Source organism: Exiguobacterium marinum DSM 16307 (genome assembly GCF_000620845.1).
In the GTDB taxonomy this organism is placed as follows: domain Bacteria; phylum Bacillota; class Bacilli; order Exiguobacteriales; family Exiguobacteriaceae; genus Exiguobacterium; species Exiguobacterium marinum.
Genome location: NZ_KK211189.1, coordinates 1,973,827 through 1,998,622 on the forward strand (window position 1 = coordinate 1,973,827; position 24,796 = coordinate 1,998,622).

At 47.1% G+C, this 24,796-nt stretch carries 30 protein-coding genes; 1 reads left to right on the forward strand and 29 read right to left on the reverse strand.

The window, feature by feature from the left end:
- Positions 1–24: 24 nt before the first annotated feature.
- The 7 genes from panD to bshB1 all read right to left on the reverse strand — a co-directional run bounded on the left by panD (position 25) and on the right by bshB1 (position 6,175).
- The gene (panD, locus tag P400_RS0110485; protein ID WP_026826150.1) at positions 25–408 is read right to left on the reverse strand and encodes an aspartate 1-decarboxylase; all 384 of its coding nucleotides are present in this window, start codon (positions 406–408) and stop codon (positions 25–27) included.
- Between the two features lie 5 nt (positions 409–413).
- Positions 414–1,244, reverse strand: coding sequence for a pantoate--beta-alanine ligase (panC, locus tag P400_RS0110490; protein WP_026826151.1), 831 nt, complete (start codon positions 1,242–1,244; stop codon positions 414–416).
- Positions 1,244–2,077 carry a 3-methyl-2-oxobutanoate hydroxymethyltransferase gene (panB, locus tag P400_RS0110495; RefSeq protein ID WP_026826152.1) on the reverse strand — a complete coding sequence of 278 codons (834 nt, stop codon included), beginning with the start codon at positions 2,075–2,077 and terminating at the stop codon, positions 1,244–1,246. Before panB ends, panC begins: the two co-directional genes overlap by 1 nt.
- A gap of 225 nt (positions 2,078–2,302) precedes the next feature.
- The gene (locus tag P400_RS0110500; protein ID WP_026826153.1) at positions 2,303–3,265 is read right to left on the reverse strand and encodes a biotin--[acetyl-CoA-carboxylase] ligase; all 963 of its coding nucleotides are present in this window, start codon (positions 3,263–3,265) and stop codon (positions 2,303–2,305) included.
- Entirely contained in the window at positions 3,238–4,377 is a 1,140-nt protein-coding gene (locus P400_RS0110505; RefSeq protein WP_026826154.1) for a CCA tRNA nucleotidyltransferase, read from the reverse strand. The genes P400_RS0110500 and P400_RS0110505 overlap by 28 nt, the downstream gene beginning before the upstream one ends.
- Entirely contained in the window at positions 4,374–5,495 is a 1,122-nt protein-coding gene (bshA, locus tag P400_RS0110510) for an N-acetyl-alpha-D-glucosaminyl L-malate synthase BshA (protein ID WP_026826155.1), read from the reverse strand. Before bshA ends, P400_RS0110505 begins: the two co-directional genes overlap by 4 nt.
- On the reverse strand, positions 5,492–6,175 hold the full coding sequence (gene bshB1, locus P400_RS0110515) for a bacillithiol biosynthesis deacetylase BshB1 (RefSeq protein ID WP_026826156.1): 684 nt from the start codon (positions 6,173–6,175) through the stop codon (positions 5,492–5,494). Before bshB1 ends, bshA begins: the two co-directional genes overlap by 4 nt.
- A 112-nt stretch (positions 6,176–6,287) precedes the next feature.
- Here bshB1 and P400_RS0110520 point away from each other — a divergent pair, with 112 nt between their 5' ends.
- On the forward strand, positions 6,288–7,163 hold the full coding sequence (locus P400_RS0110520) for a YitT family protein (RefSeq protein ID WP_026826157.1): 876 nt from the start codon (positions 6,288–6,290) through the stop codon (positions 7,161–7,163).
- Positions 7,164–7,209: 46 nt separating this feature from the next.
- Here the strand turns inward: P400_RS0110520 and P400_RS0110525 are convergent, their stop codons facing one another.
- From P400_RS0110525 to der, 22 genes are all read right to left on the reverse strand, one after another.
- The gene (locus tag P400_RS0110525; RefSeq protein ID WP_026826158.1) at positions 7,210–7,668 is read right to left on the reverse strand and encodes a GreA/GreB family elongation factor; all 459 of its coding nucleotides are present in this window, start codon (positions 7,666–7,668) and stop codon (positions 7,210–7,212) included.
- A gap of 57 nt (positions 7,669–7,725) precedes the next feature.
- Entirely contained in the window at positions 7,726–8,409 is a 684-nt protein-coding gene (locus tag P400_RS0110530; RefSeq protein WP_026826159.1) for a zinc metallopeptidase, read from the reverse strand.
- 38 nt (positions 8,410–8,447) lie between these two features.
- Positions 8,448–9,065 carry a DUF1405 domain-containing protein gene (locus tag P400_RS0110535; RefSeq protein ID WP_026826160.1) on the reverse strand — a complete coding sequence of 206 codons (618 nt, stop codon included), beginning with the start codon at positions 9,063–9,065 and terminating at the stop codon, positions 8,448–8,450.
- A gap of 80 nt (positions 9,066–9,145) precedes the next feature.
- Complete coding sequence (locus P400_RS0110540; RefSeq protein ID WP_026826161.1) at positions 9,146–9,940, reverse strand: menaquinol-cytochrome c reductase cytochrome b/c subunit; 795 nt, start codon at positions 9,938–9,940, stop codon at positions 9,146–9,148.
- A 33-nt stretch (positions 9,941–9,973) separates the two neighbouring features.
- Positions 9,974–10,645: a menaquinol-cytochrome c reductase cytochrome b subunit gene (qcrB, locus tag P400_RS0110545; protein ID WP_026826162.1), complete on the reverse strand. Its 672-nt coding sequence runs from the start codon at positions 10,643–10,645 to the stop codon at positions 9,974–9,976.
- A 15-nt stretch (positions 10,646–10,660) separates the two neighbouring features.
- Positions 10,661–11,164, reverse strand: coding sequence for a QcrA and Rieske domain-containing protein (locus P400_RS0110550; protein WP_026826163.1), 504 nt, complete (start codon positions 11,162–11,164; stop codon positions 10,661–10,663).
- A gap of 110 nt (positions 11,165–11,274) precedes the next feature.
- On the reverse strand, positions 11,275–11,715 hold the full coding sequence (locus P400_RS0110555) for a DUF2487 family protein (protein WP_026826164.1): 441 nt from the start codon (positions 11,713–11,715) through the stop codon (positions 11,275–11,277).
- A gap of 160 nt (positions 11,716–11,875) precedes the next feature.
- Complete coding sequence (locus P400_RS0110560; RefSeq protein WP_026826165.1) at positions 11,876–12,409, reverse strand: ReoY family proteolytic degradation factor; 534 nt, start codon at positions 12,407–12,409, stop codon at positions 11,876–11,878.
- A 23-nt stretch (positions 12,410–12,432) separates the two neighbouring features.
- Positions 12,433–13,707 (reverse strand): tetratricopeptide repeat protein, encoded by a 1,275-nt coding sequence (locus P400_RS0110565; RefSeq protein ID WP_026826166.1) that lies wholly within the window; start codon positions 13,705–13,707, stop codon positions 12,433–12,435.
- A gap of 29 nt (positions 13,708–13,736) precedes the next feature.
- Complete coding sequence (gene aroA / locus P400_RS0110570; RefSeq protein WP_026826167.1) at positions 13,737–14,987, reverse strand: 3-phosphoshikimate 1-carboxyvinyltransferase; 1,251 nt, start codon at positions 14,985–14,987, stop codon at positions 13,737–13,739.
- Positions 14,984–16,039 carry a 3-dehydroquinate synthase gene (locus tag P400_RS0110575; protein WP_026826168.1) on the reverse strand — a complete coding sequence of 352 codons (1,056 nt, stop codon included), beginning with the start codon at positions 16,037–16,039 and terminating at the stop codon, positions 14,984–14,986. The genes aroA and P400_RS0110575 overlap by 4 nt, the downstream gene beginning before the upstream one ends.
- Complete coding sequence (aroC, locus tag P400_RS0110580) at positions 16,033–17,196, reverse strand: chorismate synthase (protein WP_026826169.1); 1,164 nt, start codon at positions 17,194–17,196, stop codon at positions 16,033–16,035. The genes P400_RS0110575 and aroC overlap by 7 nt, the downstream gene beginning before the upstream one ends.
- Positions 17,197–17,205: 9 nt before the next feature.
- Positions 17,206–17,985 (reverse strand): CheR family methyltransferase, encoded by a 780-nt coding sequence (locus P400_RS0110585; RefSeq protein ID WP_026826170.1) that lies wholly within the window; start codon positions 17,983–17,985, stop codon positions 17,206–17,208.
- A 100-nt stretch (positions 17,986–18,085) separates the two neighbouring features.
- Positions 18,086–18,505: a nucleoside-diphosphate kinase gene (ndk, locus tag P400_RS0110590; protein ID WP_026826171.1), complete on the reverse strand. Its 420-nt coding sequence runs from the start codon at positions 18,503–18,505 to the stop codon at positions 18,086–18,088.
- 91 nt (positions 18,506–18,596) lie between these two features.
- Positions 18,597–19,559 (reverse strand): polyprenyl synthetase family protein, encoded by a 963-nt coding sequence (locus P400_RS0110595; RefSeq protein WP_026826172.1) that lies wholly within the window; start codon positions 19,557–19,559, stop codon positions 18,597–18,599.
- A gap of 3 nt (positions 19,560–19,562) precedes the next feature.
- Positions 19,563–20,264, reverse strand: coding sequence for a demethylmenaquinone methyltransferase (locus tag P400_RS0110600; protein ID WP_026826173.1), 702 nt, complete (start codon positions 20,262–20,264; stop codon positions 19,563–19,565).
- Between the two features lie 20 nt (positions 20,265–20,284).
- Positions 20,285–20,857, reverse strand: coding sequence for a heptaprenyl diphosphate synthase component 1 (locus P400_RS0110605; protein WP_026826174.1), 573 nt, complete (start codon positions 20,855–20,857; stop codon positions 20,285–20,287).
- Positions 20,858–20,982: 125 nt separating this feature from the next.
- The gene (locus P400_RS0110610; RefSeq protein ID WP_015881465.1) at positions 20,983–21,255 is read right to left on the reverse strand and encodes an HU family DNA-binding protein; all 273 of its coding nucleotides are present in this window, start codon (positions 21,253–21,255) and stop codon (positions 20,983–20,985) included.
- Positions 21,256–21,364: 109 nt separating this feature from the next.
- Positions 21,365–22,075 carry a hypothetical protein gene (locus P400_RS0110615; RefSeq protein ID WP_026826175.1) on the reverse strand — a complete coding sequence of 237 codons (711 nt, stop codon included), beginning with the start codon at positions 22,073–22,075 and terminating at the stop codon, positions 21,365–21,367.
- 5 nt (positions 22,076–22,080) lie between these two features.
- Positions 22,081–22,281: a DUF2768 domain-containing protein gene (locus P400_RS0110620; protein ID WP_026826176.1), complete on the reverse strand. Its 201-nt coding sequence runs from the start codon at positions 22,279–22,281 to the stop codon at positions 22,081–22,083.
- A 97-nt stretch (positions 22,282–22,378) separates the two neighbouring features.
- On the reverse strand, positions 22,379–23,404 hold the full coding sequence (locus tag P400_RS0110625) for an NAD(P)H-dependent glycerol-3-phosphate dehydrogenase (protein ID WP_026826177.1): 1,026 nt from the start codon (positions 23,402–23,404) through the stop codon (positions 22,379–22,381).
- A 17-nt stretch (positions 23,405–23,421) separates the two neighbouring features.
- Positions 23,422–24,732, reverse strand: a complete 1,311-nt coding sequence (gene der, locus P400_RS0110630) for a ribosome biogenesis GTPase Der (protein ID WP_026826178.1) — start codon at positions 24,730–24,732, stop codon at positions 23,422–23,424.
- Between the last annotated feature and the right edge of the window lie 64 nt (positions 24,733–24,796).

The following is a 24,796-nucleotide window of genomic DNA, read 5'->3' on the forward strand; positions in this document are numbered from 1 at the left end:
CCTCTGTCGACACCCCCGAATAATTCACAAAATTGTATGGGCAATCTCTTCGTAAAGAAGTTGATCTACCTCGTTTTGCTCGTTCAATACAGCAACTTTTGGACGGTGCGTATTTGCCTCTTCCGCAGTCATTTGACCGTACGCCATAATAATGACGACATCACCGACTTGGAAATGGCGTGCTGCCGCTCCATTCAAACAAATCACACCAGATCCACGTTCTCCTTTGATGACATACGTCTCAATGCGTGCCCCGTTATGGTTATTTGTGATGTGCACATGCTCATTTTCCATGATGCCTACAGCGTCCATCAAATCTTCATCGATTGTAATCGAACCGACGTAGTGTAAGTTTGCTTCTGTCACCGTTGCCTTATGAAGCTTAGCGTGCATAAATGTTCGAATCATTGGATTCACCCCTTCTTCCAAATCACATTATCAATCAATCGGGCCCGTTCAAACTGAACGGCCACCGCAAGTAATAGTTCATCTGAGTCGTTTGAGGCAATACCGAGTGTCGGATAATCGACGAGTTCTACATAATCGATTTGACTGTTCGGAATCTCGTTTAATCGTACGGTCAGTTGTCGTTTCACTTCTTCAATCTCAAGACCTGCCTCAAGCGTTTCTCTTGCTGCCCTCAGCGCTTTAAAGATTTGACTCGCCTCTTCTTTTTCGACGTCAGACAAATACACGTTTCGAGAAGACTTGGCAAGTCCTGTCTCCTCACGAATAATCGGGCAACGTCGAATCTCGACCGGCACAAAGTAATCTCGGACATAGCCTTCAATGAGAGCTACTTGCTGGGCATCTTTTAGACCGAAGTACGCACGTGTCGGTTGAACAAGATTAAATAATTTAGAAACGATTGTCAATACACCATCAAAGTGACCAGGACGACTCGCTCCGCACAGTACGTCAGCTCCCTTTCGAATGGAAACGCGTGCCATATCGATTGGATACATCGTTTCCGTCACCGGATAGAACAGAAGGTCGACACCTGCTTCTCGAGCCAACTTTTCATCTCGTTTAAAATCTCGTGGATAACGATCGAGGTCTTCGTTCGGACCGAACTGAGTCGGGTTAACAAAGATACTCATGACAACAAAGTCATTTTCGCGACGCGCATTTTCGACGAGACTCATATGACCTTCATGTAAATAACCCATCGTCGGAACAAAGCCGATGGTTTGATTAAACGGTAAAGCGTGACGTAATTCTTCGACAGTCGATACAATCTTCATCATTTTCCTCCATACAACGAGTCGAGTAGTGACTCATCCATCGTGAACGTATGGCGTTCAAGCGGGAAGTGACCATTCTTCGTCTCTTCGACATAAGAACGGATGGCATCAGTCGCCACTTCACTCACATCCGCATACGCTTGAACGAATTTAGGGAGACGATCGACTCCATATTTCAAGACGTCATGGTAGACGAGGACTTGACCGTCGACATCCGCTCCCGCACCGATTCCGATGACAGGAATCGTCAATTCTTCCGCGATTCGTTTTGCCAATTGATGAGGGACACATTCGAGAACGAGCATCTTCGCACCAGCCCGTTCAGCATCTAAGCTATCACGAAGGAGCATTTCAGCAGCCTCGAGAGACTTTCCTTGTACTTTATATCCTTCTAGCACCCCAACCGATTGAGGAGTCAATCCTAGATGGGCAACACAAGGCATTCCTACTTGAGTGAGACGTTCAATCGTTTGAAGTACTTCACCGGCACCTTCTAGTTTGATGGCATCCGCATGGCCTTCTTGGAACATGCGAGAAGCTGCTTGAAGCGTCCGATCAAAATCTCCATGATATGTCGCAAATGGCATATCCACAACGACGAACGTATTTCGTGCTCCACGGCGCACTGCTTTCGAATGATGGAGCATATCTTCCGTTGTCACGGGGATTGTCGAGTCGTAACCGAGGACGACCATACCGAGTGAGTCGCCGACCAAAATCAAATCTACCCCAGCCGCCTCGGCAAGTTTGGCTGATGGATAGTCATACGCCGTCAACATGACGAGCTTTTCCTGCTCATTCATCTTTTTTAATAACGAAGTCATCGTGTGCATGTGTTTCTCCTCCTAAACGTGGAGACAGGAAAGAATAAACGCCTTCTTACACGATTGGCAAGAAGGCGCACGAAAAACAAATTCATGGTTTTCATGAGTTAGTGTCCTTCTGTCCCTGTCAAAATGATCAAGGCAGACAACTGAATGTGACAGTCTGCAAGCGCGGTACACTTCAAGAATCGATAGCGTCCGACACATTAAGTATAGACGATGGTCTCGCTTTCATCAATCATTCCACACTGCAATCTCTGCAGAGTAAATCGATTCAATCTTTCCTTCTTCTTCAAGAAGTAAAGCTCCTTCATCGGAAATACCTCGCATTACGCCCGTGCGAGTTGTTCGGGAAGCATGTATAGTAACCGTTTCATTCAAATAAGCAGCATGTCGCATCCAATTTGTGCGAATCGGCGCAAATCCTGACTCGAGGAATTGATCGTACTCGATTTCGAGTTCTGTTAATAGGTCGGCTAGTATCTCGCTTCGATGATATTTTGTCTCGGTCTCTAGATAGAGTGAGCTGGCCCGGTGCGCTAGCTCTGTCGGTATTTCTTCACCGTTTACATTTATCCCAAAACCTAAGATGACCGCCTGGATACGATCGCCTTCCGTCTGCATCTCTGTCAAAATGCCGCCAATTTTCTTTCCATTCATCAGTAAATCATTCGGCCATTTGATTGTCACATCGATATTTCGGTTGTTGAGCGCCCTTGCGAACGCACTTGCTGCCATCAAGGTCAATTTCGACGCATCTCGAATCGGCAACTCCGGTCTCAGGATAACGCTCGCCGCAATATTAACATGCTTCGGATTATGCCAGTTACGACCAAGTTGCCCACGACCCGACGTCTGTTCTTCGCTGATGACGAGCGTTCCTTCCGTCACGTGTTGTTGTGCGAGTTCATGCGCAATTCGTTGTGTCGTATCGACCTGATCGAACGCATGGACGACTTGACCGAAACGTCCTTTACGAAACGAGACAAAGGCTGGCTCATCAAACCGATCACTCTGTTCAAGCAATTGATATCCTTTCCTTGGAATGGTATGAATCGCATATCCGTCTTGTTTAAGGGTTTCGATATGTTTCCAAATAGCGGTACGTGAAATATTTAATTGACGTGCCAGCTCTTGACCGCTCCATACTTCACCGTCTTGTAATAATGTCAGGACACGCCCGCGCGTTGAAGCCATCGTTTCGCCTCCTCTTTCAATACAGTCTCGTGGTTCGGCACCTCTTGTAAGACGACGCGCTGTTCAAGGTCGGCCAACAGATGCTTGATGGTTTCCCCTCTCGCCCCGAGTTCAAGGGCATCTCGTCCGTTAAACATCATCTCTTTGCGTGATTTCATCGGAAGCGACTGTTTCAGTTCGTGGCTACGGTCACTTTCTCCGTTCATTCGGAAATAGGTCGAGAGCGTGTGTTCGTCCGTCAGATAAACGGTCATCGTATCAAGTCCCACCTCACATAATCGTGCAAGCGTACGTGCCTCTCGTTTAATAGTGTTAGATCGTTTCCACGGCAGAAGCCAATCCTCGTCTTTCGCATGATAGATAAAGAGCGCCCATCCACTGACCGCATTCACCGGTGTTCGCACGTCTTCCTGTACACATCGCATCAGTTCTGTCGAAACGTTCGGTAAGTAGTGATGAATACCGAGCTCAATCATTTCACCTAACGCCCGTCTGTAGGCAGGACCGGTCAACAGTTTTTCAAATTCGATTGCGATGCGCTCCATCGCAATGTGTTCGAGCCTGTGACCAAGCCTATTCGCTGCGTGGCGCAACTCCTCATGCAACGTGAAGTCGAGCTGCGACATAAACCGGAGTGCACGCATAATGCGTAGGGCGTCCTCTCCGAACCGCTCGTATGGGCTTCCGACCGTCCGGATGATTCGTTCCTCAAGGTCATGTTGACCACCAAACAAATCAACGACTTGCCCATCATGGAATGCCATCGCGTTCATCGTGAAATCACGACGCAACAAATCTTCTTCTAGCGACACCCCTAGCGCGACATGGTCGGGCCGTCTCGAATCCGAATACGAGCCTTCCGAACGGAATGTCGTCACCTCGAACGGGTGATGATTGAGAATGACGGTGACCGTTCCATGTTCAATACCGGTCGGGACTGCTTTCGGGAACAGCGTCATTACCTCTTCAGGAAAAAGTGAGGTCGCCAAATCAATATCGTCTGGCAAACTCCCGAGCACATAATCGCGTACGGCGCCACCGACAATATAGGCTTCACCGCCATGGTATTCAATTGTTTCGATGATTTTTTTTGCATATTCCCATTCTGTCATGATGTCACCACCTGTTCATACAAACGCTCATATTCGGTCACGATGTCTTGCGAGGCAAAGCGTCGGGATTTCTCTAATCCGTTCTGGCTGAAGCGTTCTCGTAGCGAATCATCTGTCAACATACGTTGTATCGCCTCTGCGGCCTGTGTCACATCTCCTCTCGGTACGACAAAGCCGTCCTCGCCATCTGTGATCACTTCTGGGAGACCTCCTGCGTCACTTACGACTGACGGCACGCCTGTCGCCATTGCTTCGAGGGCGACGAGACCAAACGCTTCTTTATCTGATAACAAAACATGGACGTCACTTATTGCGAGAAGAGCGGCGACTTGTTCTTGCTTTCCTGCAAAAATGACCTGTTCTTCAAGCCCCATCTCTGCCACGAATCGACGCATCGCCCCCATCAGCGGACCGTCACCTACAAGCAATAGCTTTTTGTTCGGCACATCCATTTGGTCGAATGCTTCCAAAACCAGGTCGACTCGTTTGACAGGACGGAAGTTCGAGATGTGGATGACGACCCGGTCCTCTTTCGACAAGCCGTATCGTTCCCTTAGCGTCGGGTCGAGTTGAGGCGTATAGACCGATTCGTCGATAAAGTTGTGAATGACTCGAATCGGTAAATCACTCGCAATCCGCTCTTCAGTCTCTCGCTTCAAACTGTGTGACACGGCCGTAATCGCGTTCGATTGACGCAATCCGTATAAAATGGCAGGTTTCAATTCCTCATCCTCACCGAGCACCGTGATGTCCGTTCCATGTAACGTCGAGACGATTGGAGTCTTCACCCCTGCCATCTCACGACCGAGCGCTGCACATACGGCGTGCGGTACCGCATAATGGGCATGTATGACATCGAGCCCGAACGTTTGGATGACACTTGCGATTTTCGCTGAAAGCGTCATGTCGTACGGTGGATAACGGAAGACCGAATATTGGTTGATCTCGACTTGATGGAACGTAATATTCGGATGGTAGGCGTTCAGACGAAACGGCATGCTACTCGTGATGAAATGGACGTCATGTCCCCGATCTGCGAGCTTCATCCCGAGTTCTGTCGCCAAAATCCCCGAACCACCGACTGACGGATAACAAAGAATCCCGATTGAATACTTCATGCAAGATCACCTGCTTGTTTCACGACATATGGTCGAACACGTTTTAATCCTTCCGCGTACGCCACACCGATCAAACTACCAAAATGTCGTTCGCGGGCGACGACTCGTTCCACGTACGCGTCAGTCAAAGGTGTCTGTACCCCATCCACGGGTGTGAATTGACTCGCATAACACTGTAACGCCTGTTTTTTCACTTCAATCATGTCACTAATATCCACACACACATCCGGCTCTACGTATGCATTAATCATGTACTGATATACACTTTCCGGACGGTATGCGTCGAGATCAGGTAAGTATTTGCGGATGCCGGCATTAAACAGCGCCTCGGTCACGAGGTGTGCGCAGGCCGCATGATCCGGATGACGATCGACCTCATAGGGATACAGCAAATGAGTCGGGCGCTCATTGCGAATCAAAGAAACGATGGCTTTTAGTTGTTCCTCACTTCCGTCGATTCCTCGGTCTTTGAACCCTAAATTTACACGGCGTACACCTAACACCGAATTTGCTTCGCTCGCTTCTTGTTGTCTCATTTCGACATCTCCATTAGAAGACAACTCCGCTCTCGTCAAATCGACATAAACGACTTCAATCTTCTCTTTCGTCCATTGGGCGGTCATGCCGGCGATCCCGATTTCAATATCGTCTGGATGTGCCCCGATGGCTACTACTTTCATTTACATCACCTCTTCTTTGAAAAGTATAGCCGACTCGTTTCTGAATGTCATATGTTCAGGCTAGTCAACTGAACTGTTTTTCGAGTACTCTATCTAAGGGGAGGTGAACCTGATGACGGTACAATTACCGATTCGCGTTCGGAATATTATTTTTATACTAATAGGTTCGTTTATTTTTGCATTCGGCGTTTATCACTTCAACGTCCAAAATAATTTGGCTGAAGGTGGATTCACCGGAATCACATTGATCCTTCGTGGTCTGTTCGATATTTCGCCATCTGTCACCAACTTGGCTCTAAACATCCCACTCTTTTTCATGAGTTATAAACTGTTAGGTCGAACGACCTTCATCTATACGCTCATCGGGACGTTCTCATTTTCACTTTGGTATGCGCTTATCGCTAAATACTCGACGCTCGTCATCGACTTGACAGACGACATGGTGCTTGCGAGTCTCTTCGCTGGTCTCTTTATCGGGGTCGGGCTTGGTATCATCTTCAATAACGGTGGCACGACTGGAGGAGTGGATATTATCGCTCGTCTCGTACAACGATATTTTGGTTGGTCAATTGGCAAGACGTTTCTCATCTTTGACTTCTTTGTCATCGTCCTCAGTTTGACTTATCTCGATATCCGCGAAGCGATGTATACACTTCTCGCCGTCTATATCGGGGCTCGTGTCATCGACTCGATGCAGGAAGGGACATATGCTGGTAAGGCGGCGATGATCATCAGCGACCATCGGACCGCCATTGCGGACGGGATCCATGCGACGATGAATCGTGGAACGACAAGATTGCTCGCAAAAGGTGGCTACTCGAACCGAGAACTCGAGGTCCTCTACGTCGTCGTCGGTCGAAACGAAGTGAATCGATTGAAAACAATCGTTAAACAAATCGATCCGCACGCGTTCGTCACGTTCCACCATGTTTATGAAGTCGGTGGAGAAGGATTTACGTTCGACGAGAACCGTATGCCGCTGAAATAAGGTCATACAAACATCGCTCCGTTCACTTAATGAACGGAGCGATGTTTTATGCCTCGATTTGGAGAACTTCAAATTGAAGTGCACCACCTGGTGATTCAATCTGAACAATTTGGCCGGCCTCTGCACCAATCAACTCACGACCGAGTGGCGATGTGATTGAAATGGTCCCATTTTCTATGTTTGCCTCGGCTTCACCGACAATCCGATAATTTTCGGTCTCATCCTCTCCCACTTCTCGAATGACGACCTTGTTACCGAACGTGACAATTTTCGATTGTTCCGACTCGATGATGACCGCATCATCAAGCACCCGTTCAATTTCTAAAATATCGGTCTCAATCTGTTCATAATGATCGACTGCCTCGGCGTATGTGACATCCTCTCGGAAATCGCAAAACTTACGGGCAGTGCGAAGGCGTTCCCGTGCATCCGTCTTTTCGTCTCTCAACTTCGAAAGTCTAGTCTGCAGTTGATTGTGACCGTCTACCGTCAGTTTTGGTTTCATCATCAAACATTCCTTTCAGACAATAATAAAAATCCCGTCATTCGACGGGATTCACTTCTATTCATCACGTGGCATAAAGACGATGAGCGCCAAGCGAATGAGTTCGGCAACCGCAACGAGTGTTGCAGCCACGTATGTCCATGCGGCAGCATTCAACACTTTTCGTGCACCTGTCTCTTCCGTCGCCGTCACGATTCCGTGCGACGTCAACTGAGTCATCGCACGCTTCGAAGCATCGAACTCGACCGGTAACGTGATGAGTTGGAATATGACCGCCCCGAGCATCATGATGACACCGAGTTGTGCAAGTCCGAGTGCGCCGAACAAGAAACCACCAAGTAATAATGGGAATGACAAGTTTGATGTGATGTTGACGACAGGAACAAGACTATGACGAACACGCATCATCTTATAGTCCGTTGCATCTTGAATCACGTGACCGATTTCGTGCGCCGCGATTGCAGCCGATGAAATCGTCGATCCTTGATACACTTCACGCGACAACCGTACAACTTTATTGACCGGGTCGTAGTGGTCGCTCATCAATCCATCGACCATCTCGATTCGAACATTATGAACACCGTTTTGTTTCATGATGAAATCAGCTACTTGTGCACCTGTGACACCGCTTTGGAGCGGTTTTTGTAGAAACTGTTTATACGTACTTTTCACTCGCATCTGGGCCCATAATGGAATGAGCATAATCAGTGCAAGATAGAAAATATAGCCACCTAATGACATTTTCTATTTCACCTCTGAATGTATTTGATAATTTGATTTTACATTCTTATGAACTTATTTTCAAGCGATGGACGCAGGACGAACGCATATCCCATAAAAAAACATAATCCCGTCAACCAGAACGAGCCGTAGCCGATCCACATAATCTCTTCTGCGAGTGACGGATAACGTGGCCATTGACCGAGCACATAATCTACTACGTCGTTATGAATCACCCAAATTAGAGAACAGACAAACGATGCAACCGTCCATTTCATAAACGGAGCATAGATGAGTGCTTGCAAAGCCATCGCACCGTGCGAAACCATCAACATGACTGCCATCAAGATGGTAATGGTCGGTGCATCCGCCGGTAGCTTTCCTAAATACATAATATTCATTATGACTGCCCAGACTCCATATTTAATCAACGTAATAAACGCAAGTGTCTCGAATAACGGGGAGCTTTTTTTCATCATCCATAATCCGAGCACAATCGTAAAGAAGAGAGATGCCGTCGGACTGTCCGGGACGAATGGCCAATAAATATATGGAGTGTCTCGTAGTTGCGGTTCATACCAGATATAGCCGTAAATCGTACCCCCTAAGTTAATCATGAAAAGAATGGTTAGTACGATTCGATGCGTCAAGAAAGGTTTTAAAAACATCGGGTTCATTGTCTCAATCCTTTTTTCTTTCAGTTTATCGTAATTAAAGTAAAAAAGTGTAGCCCGGTATTCAGGCTACACTTTATGGCTTACTCGTTATTTTCGCCGCCTTCACCATATGAAGCGATGAATTCAGATAATACTTGTAAATCTTCAGGTGAGCCGTCCCACTGTCCAGCAGGCATCGTCCCAATTCCATTTACAGCGATATCCGCAATCTCGTCAGCCGTGTACGTCGTACCGACCAAGCCAGGAGCCGCTGCTCCACCTTCTAGGTTTTGACCGTGACAGTTCACACATGATTGAGCCGAGTAAATCTCATATCCCGGTGCCGCTGTATCAATTTCAGGACCTTCACCTGGAACTTGAAGTTCACCTTGAGCGTGGACTTGATCCCAGTGGGTCGTTTGAACAGATTCCCAAGTCAAGTAAAAGACCGAGAGAATACCGAGCAACATGAAACTGATGGCGACTGGTCGCTTAGCAGGTCGACGCTCTAGACCTTGGTCAAGCCAAGGTGCGATGAGAAGTGCCGTAAACGCCACACCTGGAATGATGACCGTACCGAGCAAAATCCAGTCTCCAGCAGCGAATTGATATTTTAACAACTGATACAAGAACAAGAAATACCAGTCCGGTAATGGAATGTATGACGTGTTCGTTGGATCGGCGATATTTTGAAGCGGTGCTGCCTCGACGATTGTCAAAGCGATGAAGCCGATCAAGAAGACCGACCCTACCATCCACTCTTTAAGCAAGAAGTTTGGCCAAAACGCTTCTGTGCGTCCTGGATATTCTGAATAGTCTTTTGCAATGTTTTGTTTCCGATTCGAGATTCCTACTCGAGAGTCGGTTACAAATTTCATCCCTTTACCGCGATGCATATCGTTTCTCCTCCTTTTTCTCCTCGAATCGGTTTATAGCGGTCCAGAAATACCTTGTTTACGAATCATCAAGAAGTGGGCTCCCAACAATCCAAACAATGCCGCCGGCAAGAAGAAGACGTGGATCGCGAAGAATCGTGCGAGTGTGCTCGCCCCGACAATCTCACCACCGGCGAGAAGTGTCTTCGCAATACCACCGATGACCGGTACACTTTCAGCGATTTGAAGCGTAACTTTCGTTGCGAACAATGCTTTCATGTCCCAAGGAAGCAAGTATCCTGTAAGTCCAAGCGCCAAGACGACGAAGAACAAGAGAACACCAACAACCCAGTTAAGTTCACGTGGCTTCTTATACGATCCCGTGAAGAACACGCGGAGCGTATGTAAGAATAACATGACGATGGCGACTGATGCGCCCCAGTGGTGCATCCCACGTACAATTTGTCCGTGTGCGATTTCATTTTGTAAGTAGTACACTGACGCGTGAGCGTTAATGATGTCTGGTACGTAATACATCGTCAAGAACATCCCCGAAAGGATTTGAATGACGATTGTAAAGAACGTCAAACCACCAAAACAATAGACAAATGCAGAGAAGTGATGAGCAGGGTTGACGTGTTCCGGTACTTCGTGGTCTGCGATATCGCGCCAAAGTGGTGTGATGTCTACGCGTTCATCGACCCAATCATAAATTTTTTGTAACATCGACTAGTCCCCCTCTCACTTCTGTGAAATTGGGCTACCTAGATATAGGAACCCATCTTTTTCTTCTTTTTCATAACGAGCAAGTGGTGCTGTTGGTGGTGTACCTGGGATGTTCGTCCCATCTTTTTCATACCGTCCTAAGTGACATGGGCAGAAGAATTCAGTTGGACGAGTTGGATCACCCGCGTAAGCTACTTGACAGCCGAGGTGTGTACAAATCGGAGAAAGTGCGACAATCTCACCACTTTCTGTTTTGTAAACCCATGCTGAAAGTGTTTCTTCAAATTCGTACCAAGCATCTTGTGTTTGTTTCTTAAAGTCGACACGTTGCGGCTCAGTCGTGATGTCATCAAGACTCATAACTTTTACTTTGTCGCCTGCTCCAGTTTTTTTCAAGACCGGATCGATCGCAAAGTTGACCATCGGACTGATCAATGTTGCCGCCATAAAGCCACCTACTCCAGTCAGTGTGTACGTTAAGAACTGACGGCGTGTGACTTTTGACCCATTTTGAGCCATTTCGTTCCCCCCTCATTCGTGTGCATAACCCCATAATTCTTTATGCATTCTTCACAAAAATTTCTCACTCAACAAAATAGTATATCAATAAAACCTCTACGTCAACCGCTTCATGTCGCCATCCAACGGCTCGAAAGCTCTGTGATAACTTGTGTCGCAAAATTTTGAACCATCGTGTGCGCTTGATCGCTCGACATCGCTCCTAACGCAAGCGGCGGTACAAACATAATCGGCAAATCATACGATTTGAAACGGACGTCTGACGCAATAAACAATACGTGAGAAAATCCGGATGAATCCGCTTTTGTCACTACATCTTTTGCCAATTCCACTCCGGCTTCGACATCGGTGTAACTAATTGGCGGGCTGAGCATCGTTCGACCAGATAACTGACGTTCTGTTTCAACCGTGACGGCATGAATCACTTCATAGCTTTCGGCTTTACGAACCATGTCTTCACCAAACGCCAATTCTGCGAGCGGAACGATGAGCGTATCGACATATTGTCGTTCGGCAATCGAGCGCAGTGCCCCTTGACTATCGAACCTCATCTTTTCCCTCCTCTCCAACTTATCTCATCATGTCTATTGTAGCGTACATGACATCGCTCACATTCCAAACTTATGAACGAACTGTGAAATAATTGTGTATTCCTACGTTATTAATATACCAAAAAACAAGCGACTACCGGAACGGAAGCGCTTGTTTTTTTCAAAATAATTTCGATGCCCGCACTTGATGGAGTTGACTCGTCAAGTTACGGAATAAATTCTCGTCTCTGCGATCAAGCGCCTTATCGATTTCAATCAATAATCGCTCTTCTTCAAATTGAGCAACAGAGGCTTGTATGACCGTTTGGGCTGAGGAGGATACTTCATCTTTCACTTCCGCCACAGGCTCAAAGGGATTCTGTTCCACGATGTCCACCCAATTCTCATCAATCATCATGCCTTGAAAATTTAACTCCACATAGATTGGCCCATCGTGTAGACGAATATCATGATAGGCTTTCTCAGGATTCATGGTCACAAGGTCTCCCCGTCGGTATCGAAACGGTTCGCCGTCAAAGCCGTAAGCCGTCATCACAAGACTTCGTGGCGAGACCGAGGCGTTTGTCACGAAATGAACGTTTCCCAGCTTATCAGGATGTCTCAACCAATAGTCAAGAATCCACTTTGCTTCGCGCTTCCGAAGTGTATGATGAGCGACGAATCGCTTCAAAAATTTCCGTTTCCGCTCGACCATTTGACCTCATTCCCTTCCCTTTATCATTCTACGTCATCAGACAATTGTTCGAGCTGATCTTCGAGTACTTGACGATCTTCGAGATCGACCATCAATGCAAGCGATTGCTCGACCACACGTCGTGCTTCTTGTCTACGACCTTCCTCTATCAACAGTGTAGCCCATTCCGTCACAAATGACACGTCCTCTTTCAAAATCGGTTCGATTGATGCATACAGACTGACCGCTTCTTCGTACTCTTCGAGCTCATATTTCGCTTTCGCCTTATACCATGTCATGAGCGGTGACGTCGTGTGGTCTTCGAGTGCGTCTATTGTTTCGAGAACATCATCGAATTCTCCTGTCTCGAACAAAATTGATAAGAGGAGTTCTGTCGCTTGAATCGATTCCGGATTTAGCACGAGCGCTTCACGGAGTTCCTTAATGGCACCTTCTCGATTTCCAAGTTTGAGAAGCAGTTTTGCTTTGACATGACGAAGCTCATCATTGTAATCATCACGTGTGATACCCTGGCCGATGATTTCTAATGCTTCTTCCGTTTGTCCGATTGCATCGAGCGACTCGGTATAAGGAAGGTAAAGCGAAGTAAAGTCCGGGTCCATCGCCTGAAGTTCTTTAAACTGCTTAATCGCAATTTCCTCTCGGCCAATCCGATGTGCTGTCATCGCATGACCGAAGACGGTATTCAAATCACGATGGGTTGCTGATTCGTACTCTTCAAGCGCCTCTTCGAACGAGCCGACCATCGTGAGGGCCTCTGCGTAATCCGCCTGATAATCAATTTCTGAAGGTAGTTTCATTTTTGGAAGTCGCGCATAGAGCGGGATCGCTTGTTCAAATGAACCGGTCGATGCGTAAAGTTCGGCCAAGCCATAAATCAATAACGGTTCGTCTGGGTTCTTTTCAAGTGCTTCCATCAGTTTTTTCACAGCCACTTCATCCAACCCTTGAGATTGATATAAGTCAGCTAACAAGACGAGGCTTCTCACTTGTGTTTCCGCGTCATTCGACTTGATTTTCTCAAGAACAGCAATCGCTTCTTCTTCCCGGTCGCTATCTAAATATGCTTCCGCGAGTGATAGGGCAACGTTTGGGTCCCCTTCGTAATCGACGTACAGTTTAGAAAGTACTTCGGTAGCACGGTCGGCAAGACCTAGTTCTAAATACAGGTCAGCAACCGCTAAACGATCATCATCTGACCCTTCTTTCTCAAGTTGTTCAATATGCATGAGCGCATGTTCAGTCTCACCAGACTCAAGCATCTCGATTATATGTGTTAATGCTGATTCATCTAGCATGTTTCGTCCTCCTGGCCTTCGGTTTGTCGTTATTCTATCTTACGTTGAACCCGTTGTAAATCTTGACGGAATCGCGGATAGCTGACATCGGATGCTTCTATTTCTTCAATGTGAACGAATTCATCTGTCATGAGTGCGGCGATTTGTAACATCATGGATAAGCGGTGATCTCCATACGTCGTGACACTTCCTCCGTGAAGTCGACTCGGATTAACGATGAATCCGTCCTCGGTACCGACGATGTCCACACCAAGTTTTCTGAGTTGTGAGACGACCGAATCAATACGGTCTGTCTCTTTCACCCGAAGTTCCGCAGCGTCTTTCACGACTGACGGTGAGTTCGCCTGTGAGGCGACGAGTGCAAATAATGGCAATTCATCAATCTGTGAGGGAATCATGTCCTTTTCAACAACTGTACCGGATAGTACGCTCGTCTTGACCGTGACGTCACCGACGATCTCTTCTCCGACCAGTCGTTCATTGGAAATGACGACGTTCGCCCCCATCCGCTCAAGCGTCCGTAAAAAGCCGATTCGTGTCTCATTCAAACAAACATCTGTTGTCGTCACCGAGCTTCCAGATACGATGGATGCCCCGGCCCAGAAAAAGGCGGCCGAAGACGGATCCGCCGGCACGTTCACCGTCGCTCCAATCAACCGAGATGGGTCGACGCGAATGACGCGCTCCCCTTTTTCCACTTCGACAGATAGTTTCGCTCCGAATAGTGGTAACATACGCTCTGTATGGTCTCGTGACAACATCGGTTCGCGAACAATCGTCGTTCCCGAGGCGCGTAATCCGGCGAGTAGAATGGCTGACTTTACCTGGGCGCTCGCCACAGGTAACGTATAGTCAATGGATTGAAGCATCGCCCCTTCGATGAAGAGCGGTGCCTGATCTCCTTTGACGTGTGCTCCCATCTCACGTAACGGCGCGGTAACCCGTCGCATCGGACGTTTCGATAGCGAGTCATCACCCACAAGTTCAAATGACCCGTTATAGCCGGACAAGAGACCGATCAATAAGCGCATGGTCGTTCCCGAGTTTCCACAGTCAAGACGTGCCGATTGCGGTGACTCGATTCCTGTGATGATCAGCTCTTCTCGCTGTTCCTCCACGTCGGCTCCGAGTAACCGAATCACCTCGAGCGTCGAACGACAATCGGCACCGAGAAGAGGATGCCGCACACGCGTCGTCCCGCTCGCCATCATTCCAAATAACAGCGCCCGGTGCGTGATTGATTTATCACTCGGGACACGGATTGAACCGTTTAAACTCATCGTTCCCACCATCCTTTCATCTGCTCAAACGTACGTTGAAGGAGCTCTAGCGCCACCGGTTCAACAGTAATTGATTCACGAAGTAATACAAAACGAATCGACCCATTACGATTCTTTTTATCCCGAACCATTTTGTCCACATAATAAGAGAACGGTTTCCAGTCGATCGGCGTGACATCATTCAAACGCATCCAATCGAACAAACGCTTGGCCCGGACTTCATCCCCGGACAGTAAAAAGGCGAACACCATACCATGCAATACTGCTTCACCATGTGGGATGCGATAAGTTTCGACTGATTCAAGGGCATGTCCGAATGTGTGTCCGAAATTAAGCCAAGCTCGAATCCCTTGTTCTCGCTCATCTGTTTCGACTATCGCTCGTTTCACTTCAATTCCACGGGCAAGCCAACAAACCCAATCGATTTGTTCAACATCCGTCAAAGCTAAAAACAAGTCGTCCTCGAAAGAGGTTTCGAGGACGTAACGTGACAAATACGCATGTTTCAACAGTTCACCGAGACCACTCCGCACTTCTTGAACCGGTAAGGATTTGAGTCGAGACACATTATAATTGACTCCAATCGGTTGATAAAACGCCCCAATCGCATTTTTCGCAAGTGGATGGTTGACCGCAACTTTGCCACCAACAGCGGAATCATGGGCTAAAATCGTCGTCGGAACTTGTATGTAAGGAACACCACGCATGTAGACGCTTGCTAAAAAGCCAGCCAAGTCACCAATCATCCCACCGCCGAAGGCGACAATCAGTGAGTGACGATCGCATCCGTGACTTAACCCTTCCGCGACAAGATGTTCTAGATGGGTTAACGACTTTGACGCATCACCCGCCTCAACGACGGACCAGACGACGTGTGAATGCACTTGTTCCAACTGTGTACGAAATGAGTTCCCGTATAGAGAATCGACATGTTCGTCCGTGACGACCCAAAGTATCGGATAACCTGATAACTCAATCGTTTTAATCCACCGGTCTTGATCATCGACGACGACATCATACGGGGTCGATGCCGCAATTGGAATCGTCACCATATGCGTATCTCCTCCCGGTAATCCTCGACACGGCGACTGATTCGTTCCATCGTATCATGTCCGAACGTCTCACACACTTCCTTCGCGATTTCAAACGCGATGACCGCCTCGACGACGAGGGATGCTGCAGGTACAGCACACGAGTCACTCCGTTCAATTTGAGCAAGGAATGCCTCTTTTGTATCAATATCGACGGATTGAAGCGGTTTGTAGAGCGTCGGAATCGGTTTCATGACCGCTGAACAGACAATCGGCATACCCGTTGTCATCCCGCCTTCGAATCCGCCGAGGTGATTACTGAGTCGGGTATACCCCTCATCTCCATAAGCAATCGGGTCCATTACTTCCGAACCAGGCCGATACGCCATCTCGAATCCGTCCCCAAATTCGACACCTTTGAAAGCATTGACACTCATGACAGCTTGCGCGATTTTCGCATCCAGTTTTCGATCGTATTGTACGTAAGAGCCTAGACCAGGAACGACACCGTGCACTTCGGTACAGACGATTCCGCCAATCGAGTCCCCATTCGCTTTCGCTTCATCGATTCGTTGCATCATTCTTTCTGCAGCTTTCGTATCAAATGTACGTACAGGTGATGCGTCGATAATCTCCAAAGTTTCTTCTAACGAATCGAACGTCTGCATGTCTGCCTTCTCCCCACCAATCACTTTTACATAGCTAAAGAGTGACATCCCAACTTGTTGAAGCAGTTGCTTACAAAAAGCCCCGACTGCGACACGGGCTGCCGTTTCTCGCGCACTCGAGCGTTCTAAAACATCTCGCAAGTCTCGATGGTCATACTTTAATCCACCAACTAGGTCCGCATGTCCAGGTCTCGGTCGTGAGACGCGACGCTTCACCTCGATGTCGCCTTCAATCGATTCTGCTTGCATCACATGTTTCCAGTGCGTATGATCTTTATTTTCAATCCAAAAAGTGATTGGGGCACCGGTTGTCTTCCCATGTCGAATACCAGAACGAACCTCCACTTGATCAGACTCGATTTGCATGCGACGTCCTCGCCCATATCCGGACTGCCGCTTCTTCAATTCAAGATTCATCTGATCAATGTCTACGACAAGTCCTGCAGGTGCACCTTCTACGATGACCGTCAGTCCCGGACCATGTGATTCACCAGCTGTCAAATAACGCATCCGTTCACCTCATCCATCTATTTTTTCGTAAAAGAAACTTTGTTTCATCGCATAGCCATAACGCTTTGGCTGGAAAATTTGTTCGGTTCCACCGACAAATAACATCCCACCAGGACGTAACGCCCGTTGAAACGACGAATATACTTTTCCTTTCGCATCTTCTGTGAAGTAAATCAATACATTTCGACAGACGATCAAGTCGAAGTTTCGTTCATATACATCCGCTAATAGGTTATGTTTTTTGAACGTAACCAGTTGCTTAATTTCGTCTGAGATGAAATAGTCCTCCCCACGACGCGTAAAGTAACGCTTTTGAAACTCAACGGGTAAGTCAATCAGTGCCCGTTCATGATACTTTCCTTGTTTCGCCTTTTCGATGACGACATCATCTAAATCTGTAGCCATGATTGAAAATTGAGATGGAGCCAAATGTTTTGACAGTAACATGGCGAGCGAGTAGGGCTCTTCTCCTGTCGAACAGGCAGCACTCCACACGCGAAGCTTCCCTTTACTCGAACGGATCAAATAAGGCAGAATATCCTCTTCTAGCTGTTGCCACCGAATCGGGTTACGGTAAAATTCACTCACATTGATCGTCATCCGGTCAAGAAATTCCTCGTATAACTGACGATCCATATCCATCGCCTTCAAATATTCAAGGAACGATGCATACCCTTTCTTTTCACGCAAGGCGACCATTCGACGCTTCATCTGCGCCTCTTTATATAAATTCAAGTCAATACCAGACTTGATATAAAACTTTTTTACGAAGATGGCATAATCATTCATCACCAATTTCAACCTCAATTCTTTCTCATTTCCTCATTCTTCTGAACATAGGCATTTCAAGGGAATCAAAAAGGGACAGGTTTCCCCGTCCCTCGAAAAGTCATGAAACGTGTGAGGCGATTTCAGCGAACCAAAGTGCAAGTTCGCGCTCTGCGCTTGCCACACTATCAGAACCATGAATCACGTTTTGTGACATCGTCGATGCAAAATCGCCGCGAATTGTTCCTGGTTGCGCATCAAGTGGCTTCGTCTTGCCAATCATAAGACGAGAGACCGCTACGATGTCTTCACCTTCCCATTCCATCGCAACGACCGGACCAGAAGTCAAAAACTCTACCAATTCACCGAAGAATGGTTTTTCTTTATGCTCTGCATAGTGTGCCTCCGCGACCTCAACTGACGGTGTCACCATTTTGAGACGGTTCAACGTATATCCTTTGTTTTCAAAGCGTGAGACGATTTCCCCAATCAATCCACGTTTTACCCCATCCGGTTTAACCATTAAAAATGTCTTTTCCATTCCCCAAATCCCCCTAAGTCAATAAGTGTGTACGATGTACGTTTTTAGTGTACATGGTCTTTCACATTTTTGAAAGGGGTTCCATGGGAGTTTACCATTTACGCTTTCCAATATATTGTGCAATTTCAATCAACGATCGCTTATCAGGGACATCTGGCAACCCTTCTAACCGGCTGATGGCACGATTGACATATCGGTCAATCGTGTGTTGACTTCGTTCTAGCGTTCCATTTTGTTGCACTTCCCGTACGAGAGACTTCGTCACTTCCGAATCCGTTGACGCGTTCACCCGGCGAAGACGATCATAAAAACCTGGGTCTTCAGAAGAATAAAGGAGTGGCAAAGTCTTATGACCGTGTTTTAAATCTTCACCGACTGGTTTGCCGAGTTGAAAGCTTTTCGCCGTAAAATCCAACAAGTCGTCCGTCATTTGAAACGCCATGCCGATATCATATCCGAACAGGCTCAACTGTTTCACCACTTGAGGAGATGCTCCTGAAATGACGGCGCCAGCCGCACAACTCGTTTCAATCAAAAGAGCAGTCTTTCGTGCAATTCGATCTAAATATCGCTTTGGTGATTGTGCCCATTCGTATTGATCTTGGATTTGATTGATTTCACCTACACAAATACGTTCCATCGTATCTGCCATAATTCGCATCACTTGCGGTGACTCAATTTCGGATACGAGACGAATCGCCTCTCCAAATAACGTATTCCCTGTATACATCGCCACTGTTTCATCATATCGCTCCATTACGGTCGGTTTTCCGCGACGGAGCATCGCATCATCGATGACGTCGTCATGGACGAGTGATGCCATATGAATCAACTCAAGACTTGAGGCAACTTTCGTCAAACGGATATCTTTCGTCTCACCGAACCCTGCGCTCAATAGGACGAAGGCTGGTCGGATGCGTTTGCCACCCGCATCGAGGAGTTGGCGCGATGCTGATTCAATGACGGGGTGGTCCGTCCTGACTCGAGTAGATAAAAATTGATCGATTTGATCAATCTCTCGGTTCATATGACGATAAAGTCGCTTCAAAGACATGTTTCACCACTTCTTTCCTAGATGCATGGCACATGCACCTCCGGAGAATGTCTTCACTTCGACTTGTTCAAACCCGGCCTCTTCGAACATGCGTTTGAGCTTCAAACGATCCGGAAATTGGTCGGTCGATTCTTGGAGCCACTTATACTGATCATATGACCCGGCAAACATTTTACCGAATAACGGCATGACCGTCCCAAAATAAAATCGATACAATTCTTTAAAGACCGGTGCTGTCGGTTGGCTTGTCTCAAGACAGACGACCGTCCCTCCCGGTTTCAAGACCCGATGCATTTCATGCAATACCGTCATGTAATCCGGAACGTTCCGCAGTCCAAATCCGATCGTGACGTAATCAAATGAGTGATCTCCAAATGGCAGTGCCATCGCATTGCCGTGAAGTAACTCGATGTTCGACCATGATTTCACCTTTTCTTCTCCAACTTTTAGCATGTTTTCTGAAAAGTCGAGACCTTTGACGACACCCGTATTTCCGGCAGCGTTCGCCAATTGAATCGTCCAGTCGGCTGTCCCGCAACAAACATCTAGACATTTAGCCCCCGGAAAGACGTTCATTTTTTTCATCGTTGTCCGTCGCCACCATTTATGAAGTCGGAAGCTGATAATCGAGTTCATCGTATCGTAGCTAGGAGAAATGGACTGAAATACTTCGTATACTTTTTGCTCTTTTTCTATCGGTTGCAACGTGTAACATCCTTTCCGTTCTAAGCGACCGCATATGCGAGCAACGTCGTCAGTTGCTCTTTTTGGTCTTGCCTGAGGGTTGTCGCTTTCTTTTCAATCACTTGTTTCCCACTCGTTGTTAAATAAGGTTGTTTAATCAATTCGGAAAGTGTTTGAATCAATCCGATGTTTGCTTCAAGCCAAACAGTCATCGAGGCGTTCTTCTCGAGCAACAAGGTACACTTCGCCGCATTGACGCGCTGTACGGACTGCCCAAACCGGTCACCATATGACGATGGAAAGTCTGTCAAGATTTTATAAAACTGAGCCGAAGCAAAGTCGCCAGCGAGCACTTTTAATTGGCGGGCTAGAGACCCTCTCGGACTACTGTTCACTTGATCGTGTAATTCGAGCGCTTGATGTGCAAAATAGGTTGCCATCACGAGTTGTCGATGCTCAATCGATTCCAAATCAATCATCTCGACCATCCAACGAAGCAACAGCATGTCGATGGCTGGTACCACCTCGTGTTTCGTCAAATAGGGATGATTCATACGTGTTTCGATTTGACGAGCAAGGTCTGTGACAACAAATTCATTTGTCAACTTTTCCATGCTATCCCCCCTCGCCCACTTCATTGTCATTCTGACATAGTATAGCACATTTTTGTCACATTCACGTCATTCGAACTCGCAAACACAACAAAAAAGCCGCCTATCGGCGACTTATGTATTGCAGATTACTTGACCGCATCTTTGAGCGCTTTACCTGCTTTAAATGCAGGAACTTTACTCGCTGGGATTTCGATATCTTCTTTTGTACGTGGGTTACGACCTTTACGGGCAGCACGCTCACGAACTTCAAAAGTACCAAAACCGATCAATTGAATTTTCTCACCGTTTTGGAGTGCTTCAGTGATTGATTCAAACGTAGCTTCTACGATTTTCGTTGCTTCTTTTTTAGAAACATCGGCTTTCTCAGTAACAGCTTGGATCAATTCAGTTTTGTTCATCACGATTCACCTCCTCTCACAGGGAGTTTACGGGATTAATCATATCGTACAAACGTTGATATGACAACATTTTTTGCATGATTTCATGACATTCACTATCAAAACAAGCTCAATTGTTTAAAAAAACGACTTCTCCTTGTTCATCTATTGTATAACCTTGAGAATAAGCTGGGGCAAATGGAGCATCTATATAGAGCAAATAACGAATATCATCACCGATTTTTGGCGACTCATCCGTCTTTTGAAGCGCTTCTTCCACATCTTTTCGATAGTCTACAAAAAGTTGTCCCGTGCCATCTACATAGATTGGAAGCTCCCGATCAGAGTAAGGGCTTGGAATGACCGGTTCCTCCGTGATAAAGATTTTATCGTAGTCTAGTGTGAACTGATTCTTGCCGAGTGATCCATCGAACGGAAATTTCCCCTCTTTTGCTCGGAAAGCATTGATGTTTGTTTGAAGTTGCTGTAACCGCTCCGAGACACGTAAATCAATTAATTTCACAGTCGGTTCAGTCTCGACGTCAACGAGAATATATTGGAATAATCCACCACCCTCGAAACTGTTCGCCGGCGGGTCAGACAAGTACCCAGGGACGAGACGTGAAAATTCGATTGGGTAACGCTCCATAAGAGGCGTTTCCGCCGGTTTCGTCTTAATCGGCAACACGCCGGATTGTTCACGATACGCATCGACCGCACTTTGTACGGTAGTTAATTGATTTTCATACGGAACATTATTCGTCCGTTCCGATTCAGGAAACATACAACCTGCCAACAGAGTCGTCAGTACCAAACTGACAGCGATGATCATCTTTTTCATAACGTTTATCCTCCCGTCGGTCCTGAGACGACGACAAAAATCATAATAACAGTCCCAAACAAGAAAATGATGAACGCGATTATTCTTACAAGAGTCGCAAACCAACCGGTCAGTTTCGTATGACTGATGGCGACCATTAATGCAGCAACGGCAAAAGCACCGATCCCTGCAAATGAAATCCACATTTTGATGAGTGACGGTGTCACGTCTATCCCCCTACTTTCTCTATGTTCTCCAGACTTCAAGTTTAGCAAAAAAAAGCGAGGAACTGAACGAAAACGTCAGCCCCTCTTCAAACCATTCTTATTCTTCGAAATGAAAGACTTGTTCCATCTCGTGCTTTTGTGGTCGTCTCATTAGTTTTTTCACTTCATCATGAGGGCTCTTGCCTTCGAACAACACATTATAAAGTGCTTCCGTGATCGGCATCTCGACACCTGCATCTTTCGCAAGAAAGTGAGCCGCCTCACAAGCCCGAACACCTTCGACGACCATTCCCATATTGCCTAGAACGTCTTCAAGCTTCTCACCGCGTCCAATCGCATTTCCCGCTCGCCAGTTTCGACTATGTTGTGACGTTGCTGTCACAATCAAGTCTCCGATTCCAGTGAGGCCCGAGAAAGAAGCAGGGTTCGCACCGAGTTTCACGCCAAGCCTTGCAATTTCAACAATCCCACGGGTCATGAGGGCTGCTTTCGCATTATCCCCATAGCCAAGTCCGTCTGTCATTCCGGCAGCGAGGGCGATGATATTTTTGAGCGCTCCGCCATATTCAGCACCAACGACGTCTGAGTTCAAGTACACACGGAACTGATCGTTTGTGAGCAACTCCTGCACTTCGTCCGCGACATCGAGGTCCTCACAGGCGATCGTGATGGTCGTCGGTTTTCGAACCGCGACCTCCTCCGCATGTGTCGGACCTGTCAATACGCCGATTGCCCGGCGTTTCGATGGTTCGATTTCTTCTGCGATGATTTCTGAGAGACGCTTATGCGTCTTCGGTTCAATCCCCTTCGCGGCATGGACAATCGTGACAGGCTTCGTCAACAGCGAGTTTAGCTCTTTTGAGACCGGACGAATTGCCGAACTCGGGACGACAAGAAAGACGATGCTACGATCGTCGAGCGCTTCTTTCATATCCGTCGTCGCACGAATCGATTCCGGTAATGGCGCATCTTTCAAATAAAACGAGTTGGTGTGCGACGAGTTGATCTCATCGACATGTTCCTGTTCACGTCCATAGAGCAGGACATCGTGTCCATTATCCGCTAAGACGAGCGAGATGGCCGTTCCCCAGCTTCCCGCTCCTATGACAGCTACGTTTGCCATAAGTGGCACCCCCGTTATTAGTTTTTCTGACGAGCCACGATATGAATCGGTGTCCCGGTGAAGTCAAATGCTTTACGAATTTGATTATCTAAATAACGTTTATAAGAGAAATGTAACAATTCAGGGTCGTTGACGAACAAGACGAATGTCGGTGGTTCGATAGCAACTTGAGTCGCATAGTTAATCTTCAATCGCTGTCCTTTATCCGTCGGTGTCGGGTTCATCGCGACCGCGTCGACGATGACATCGTTCAACACGCTCGTCGAGATACGACGACGATGTGTTTCTGCCACTTGTTTGATGACAGGCAACAATGTCTGTAAGCGTTTCGACTTGAGCGCTGATAAGAAGACGATCGGTGCATAATCAAGGAACAAGAATTCTTGACGAATCTTTTCTTCCATCTTCTTCATCGTCTTGTCATCTTTTTCGACGGCATCCCATTTGTTGACGACGATGACAATCGCTTTCCCAGCTTCATGCGCGAGACCTGCAACGCGTTTGTCCTGTTCAATGATACCTTCTTCACCGTCGAGGACGACGAGGACAACGTTCGAGCGCTCAATTGCTTTCTGAGCACGCATAACACTGTAACGCTCTGTCGATTCGTATACTTTCCCGCGTTTACGCATACCCGCCGTATCGATGATGACATATTCTTGTCCATCACGTGTGAATGGCGTGTCGATTGCGTCGCGTGTCGTACCGGCAATATTTGAGACGATGACACGATCTTCACCAAGAATCGAGTTTGTCAAACTAGACTTCCCGACGTTCGGACGACCAATCAACGAAAACTGAATGACATCGTCGTTATATTCATAGTCGTCTTTTTCTGGAGCGAGTTCAAATACTTGGTCGAGTAAATCTCCAAGACCGAGACCGTGTGTCCCAGAAATCGGGAACGGGTCCCCAAATCCAAGTGAATAGAACTCATACATAAGATCTCGCATTTCAAAGTTGTCCACTTTGTTCACGGCAAGAACGATCGGTTTGTTCGAGCGGAACAACAAGTTCGCCACTTCTTCATCGGCTGCTGTGATTCCTTCACGACCATTCACCATAAAGATGATGACATCTGCTTCATCGATTGCAAGTTCTGCTTGATGACGCATTTGAACGAGCAACGGCTCATCCCCTATTTCGATACCACCTGTATCGATTAAATGGAACTTACGATTTAGCCACTCTCCTGTACCGTAAATACGGTCACGTGTAACGCCTGGCTTATCATCAACGATCGAGACACGATCTCCGATGATGCGGTTAAAAATTGTGGATTTCCCGATATTCGGTCGGCCAACGATGGCCACTGCTGGAATTCCCATAACAACACCTCACTAACTTTCTATCAAAATTTCATCATTTCATCATTTCGAAACGCAACTTACC

Coding starts and splice junctions, on each gene's coding strand:
- panD (WP_026826150.1), bottom strand. CDS start 408: ATGATTCGAACATTTATGCACGCTAAGCTTCATAAGGCAACGGTGACA.
- panC (WP_026826151.1), bottom strand. CDS start 1,244: ATGAAGATTGTATCGACTGTCGAAGAATTACGTCACGCTTTACCGTTT.
- panB (WP_026826152.1), bottom strand. CDS start 2,077: ATGCACACGATGACTTCGTTATTAAAAAAGATGAATGAGCAGGAAAAG.
- P400_RS0110500 (WP_026826153.1), bottom strand. CDS start 3,265: ATGGCTTCAACGCGCGGGCGTGTCCTGACATTATTACAAGACGGTGAA.
- P400_RS0110505 (WP_026826154.1), bottom strand. CDS start 4,377: ATGACAGAATGGGAATATGCAAAAAAAATCATCGAAACAATTGAATAC.
- bshA (WP_026826155.1), bottom strand. CDS start 5,495: ATGAAGTATTCAATCGGGATTCTTTGTTATCCGTCAGTCGGTGGTTCG.
- bshB1 (WP_026826156.1), bottom strand. CDS start 6,175: ATGAAAGTAGTAGCCATCGGGGCACATCCAGACGATATTGAAATCGGG.
- P400_RS0110520 (WP_026826157.1), top strand. CDS start 6,288: ATGACGGTACAATTACCGATTCGCGTTCGGAATATTATTTTTATACTA.
- P400_RS0110525 (WP_026826158.1), bottom strand. CDS start 7,668: ATGAAACCAAAACTGACGGTAGACGGTCACAATCAACTGCAGACTAGA.
- P400_RS0110530 (WP_026826159.1), bottom strand. CDS start 8,409: ATGTCATTAGGTGGCTATATTTTCTATCTTGCACTGATTATGCTCATT.
- P400_RS0110535 (WP_026826160.1), bottom strand. CDS start 9,065: ATGAACCCGATGTTTTTAAAACCTTTCTTGACGCATCGAATCGTACTA.
- P400_RS0110540 (WP_026826161.1), bottom strand. CDS start 9,940: ATGCATCGCGGTAAAGGGATGAAATTTGTAACCGACTCTCGAGTAGGA.
- qcrB (WP_026826162.1), bottom strand. CDS start 10,645: ATGTTACAAAAAATTTATGATTGGGTCGATGAACGCGTAGACATCACA.
- P400_RS0110550 (WP_026826163.1), bottom strand. CDS start 11,164: ATGGCTCAAAATGGGTCAAAAGTCACACGCCGTCAGTTCTTAACGTAC.
- P400_RS0110555 (WP_026826164.1), bottom strand. CDS start 11,715: ATGAGGTTCGATAGTCAAGGGGCACTGCGCTCGATTGCCGAACGACAA.
- P400_RS0110560 (WP_026826165.1), bottom strand. CDS start 12,409: ATGGTCGAGCGGAAACGGAAATTTTTGAAGCGATTCGTCGCTCATCAT.
- P400_RS0110565 (WP_026826166.1), bottom strand. CDS start 13,707: ATGCTAGATGAATCAGCATTAACACATATAATCGAGATGCTTGAGTCT.
- aroA (WP_026826167.1), bottom strand. CDS start 14,987: ATGAGTTTAAACGGTTCAATCCGTGTCCCGAGTGATAAATCAATCACG.
- P400_RS0110575 (WP_026826168.1), bottom strand. CDS start 16,039: ATGGTGACGATTCCAATTGCGGCATCGACCCCGTATGATGTCGTCGTC.
- aroC (WP_026826169.1), bottom strand. CDS start 17,196: ATGCGTTATTTGACAGCTGGTGAATCACATGGTCCGGGACTGACGGTC.
- P400_RS0110585 (WP_026826170.1), bottom strand. CDS start 17,985: ATGAATGATTATGCCATCTTCGTAAAAAAGTTTTATATCAAGTCTGGT.
- ndk (WP_026826171.1), bottom strand. CDS start 18,505: ATGGAAAAGACATTTTTAATGGTTAAACCGGATGGGGTAAAACGTGGA.
- P400_RS0110595 (WP_026826172.1), bottom strand. CDS start 19,559: ATGTCTTTGAAGCGACTTTATCGTCATATGAACCGAGAGATTGATCAA.
- P400_RS0110605 (WP_026826174.1), bottom strand. CDS start 20,857: ATGGAAAAGTTGACAAATGAATTTGTTGTCACAGACCTTGCTCGTCAA.
- P400_RS0110610 (WP_015881465.1), bottom strand. CDS start 21,255: ATGAACAAAACTGAATTGATCCAAGCTGTTACTGAGAAAGCCGATGTT.
- P400_RS0110615 (WP_026826175.1), bottom strand. CDS start 22,075: ATGAAAAAGATGATCATCGCTGTCAGTTTGGTACTGACGACTCTGTTG.
- P400_RS0110625 (WP_026826177.1), bottom strand. CDS start 23,404: ATGGCAAACGTAGCTGTCATAGGAGCGGGAAGCTGGGGAACGGCCATC.
- der (WP_026826178.1), bottom strand. CDS start 24,732: ATGGGAATTCCAGCAGTGGCCATCGTTGGCCGACCGAATATCGGGAAA.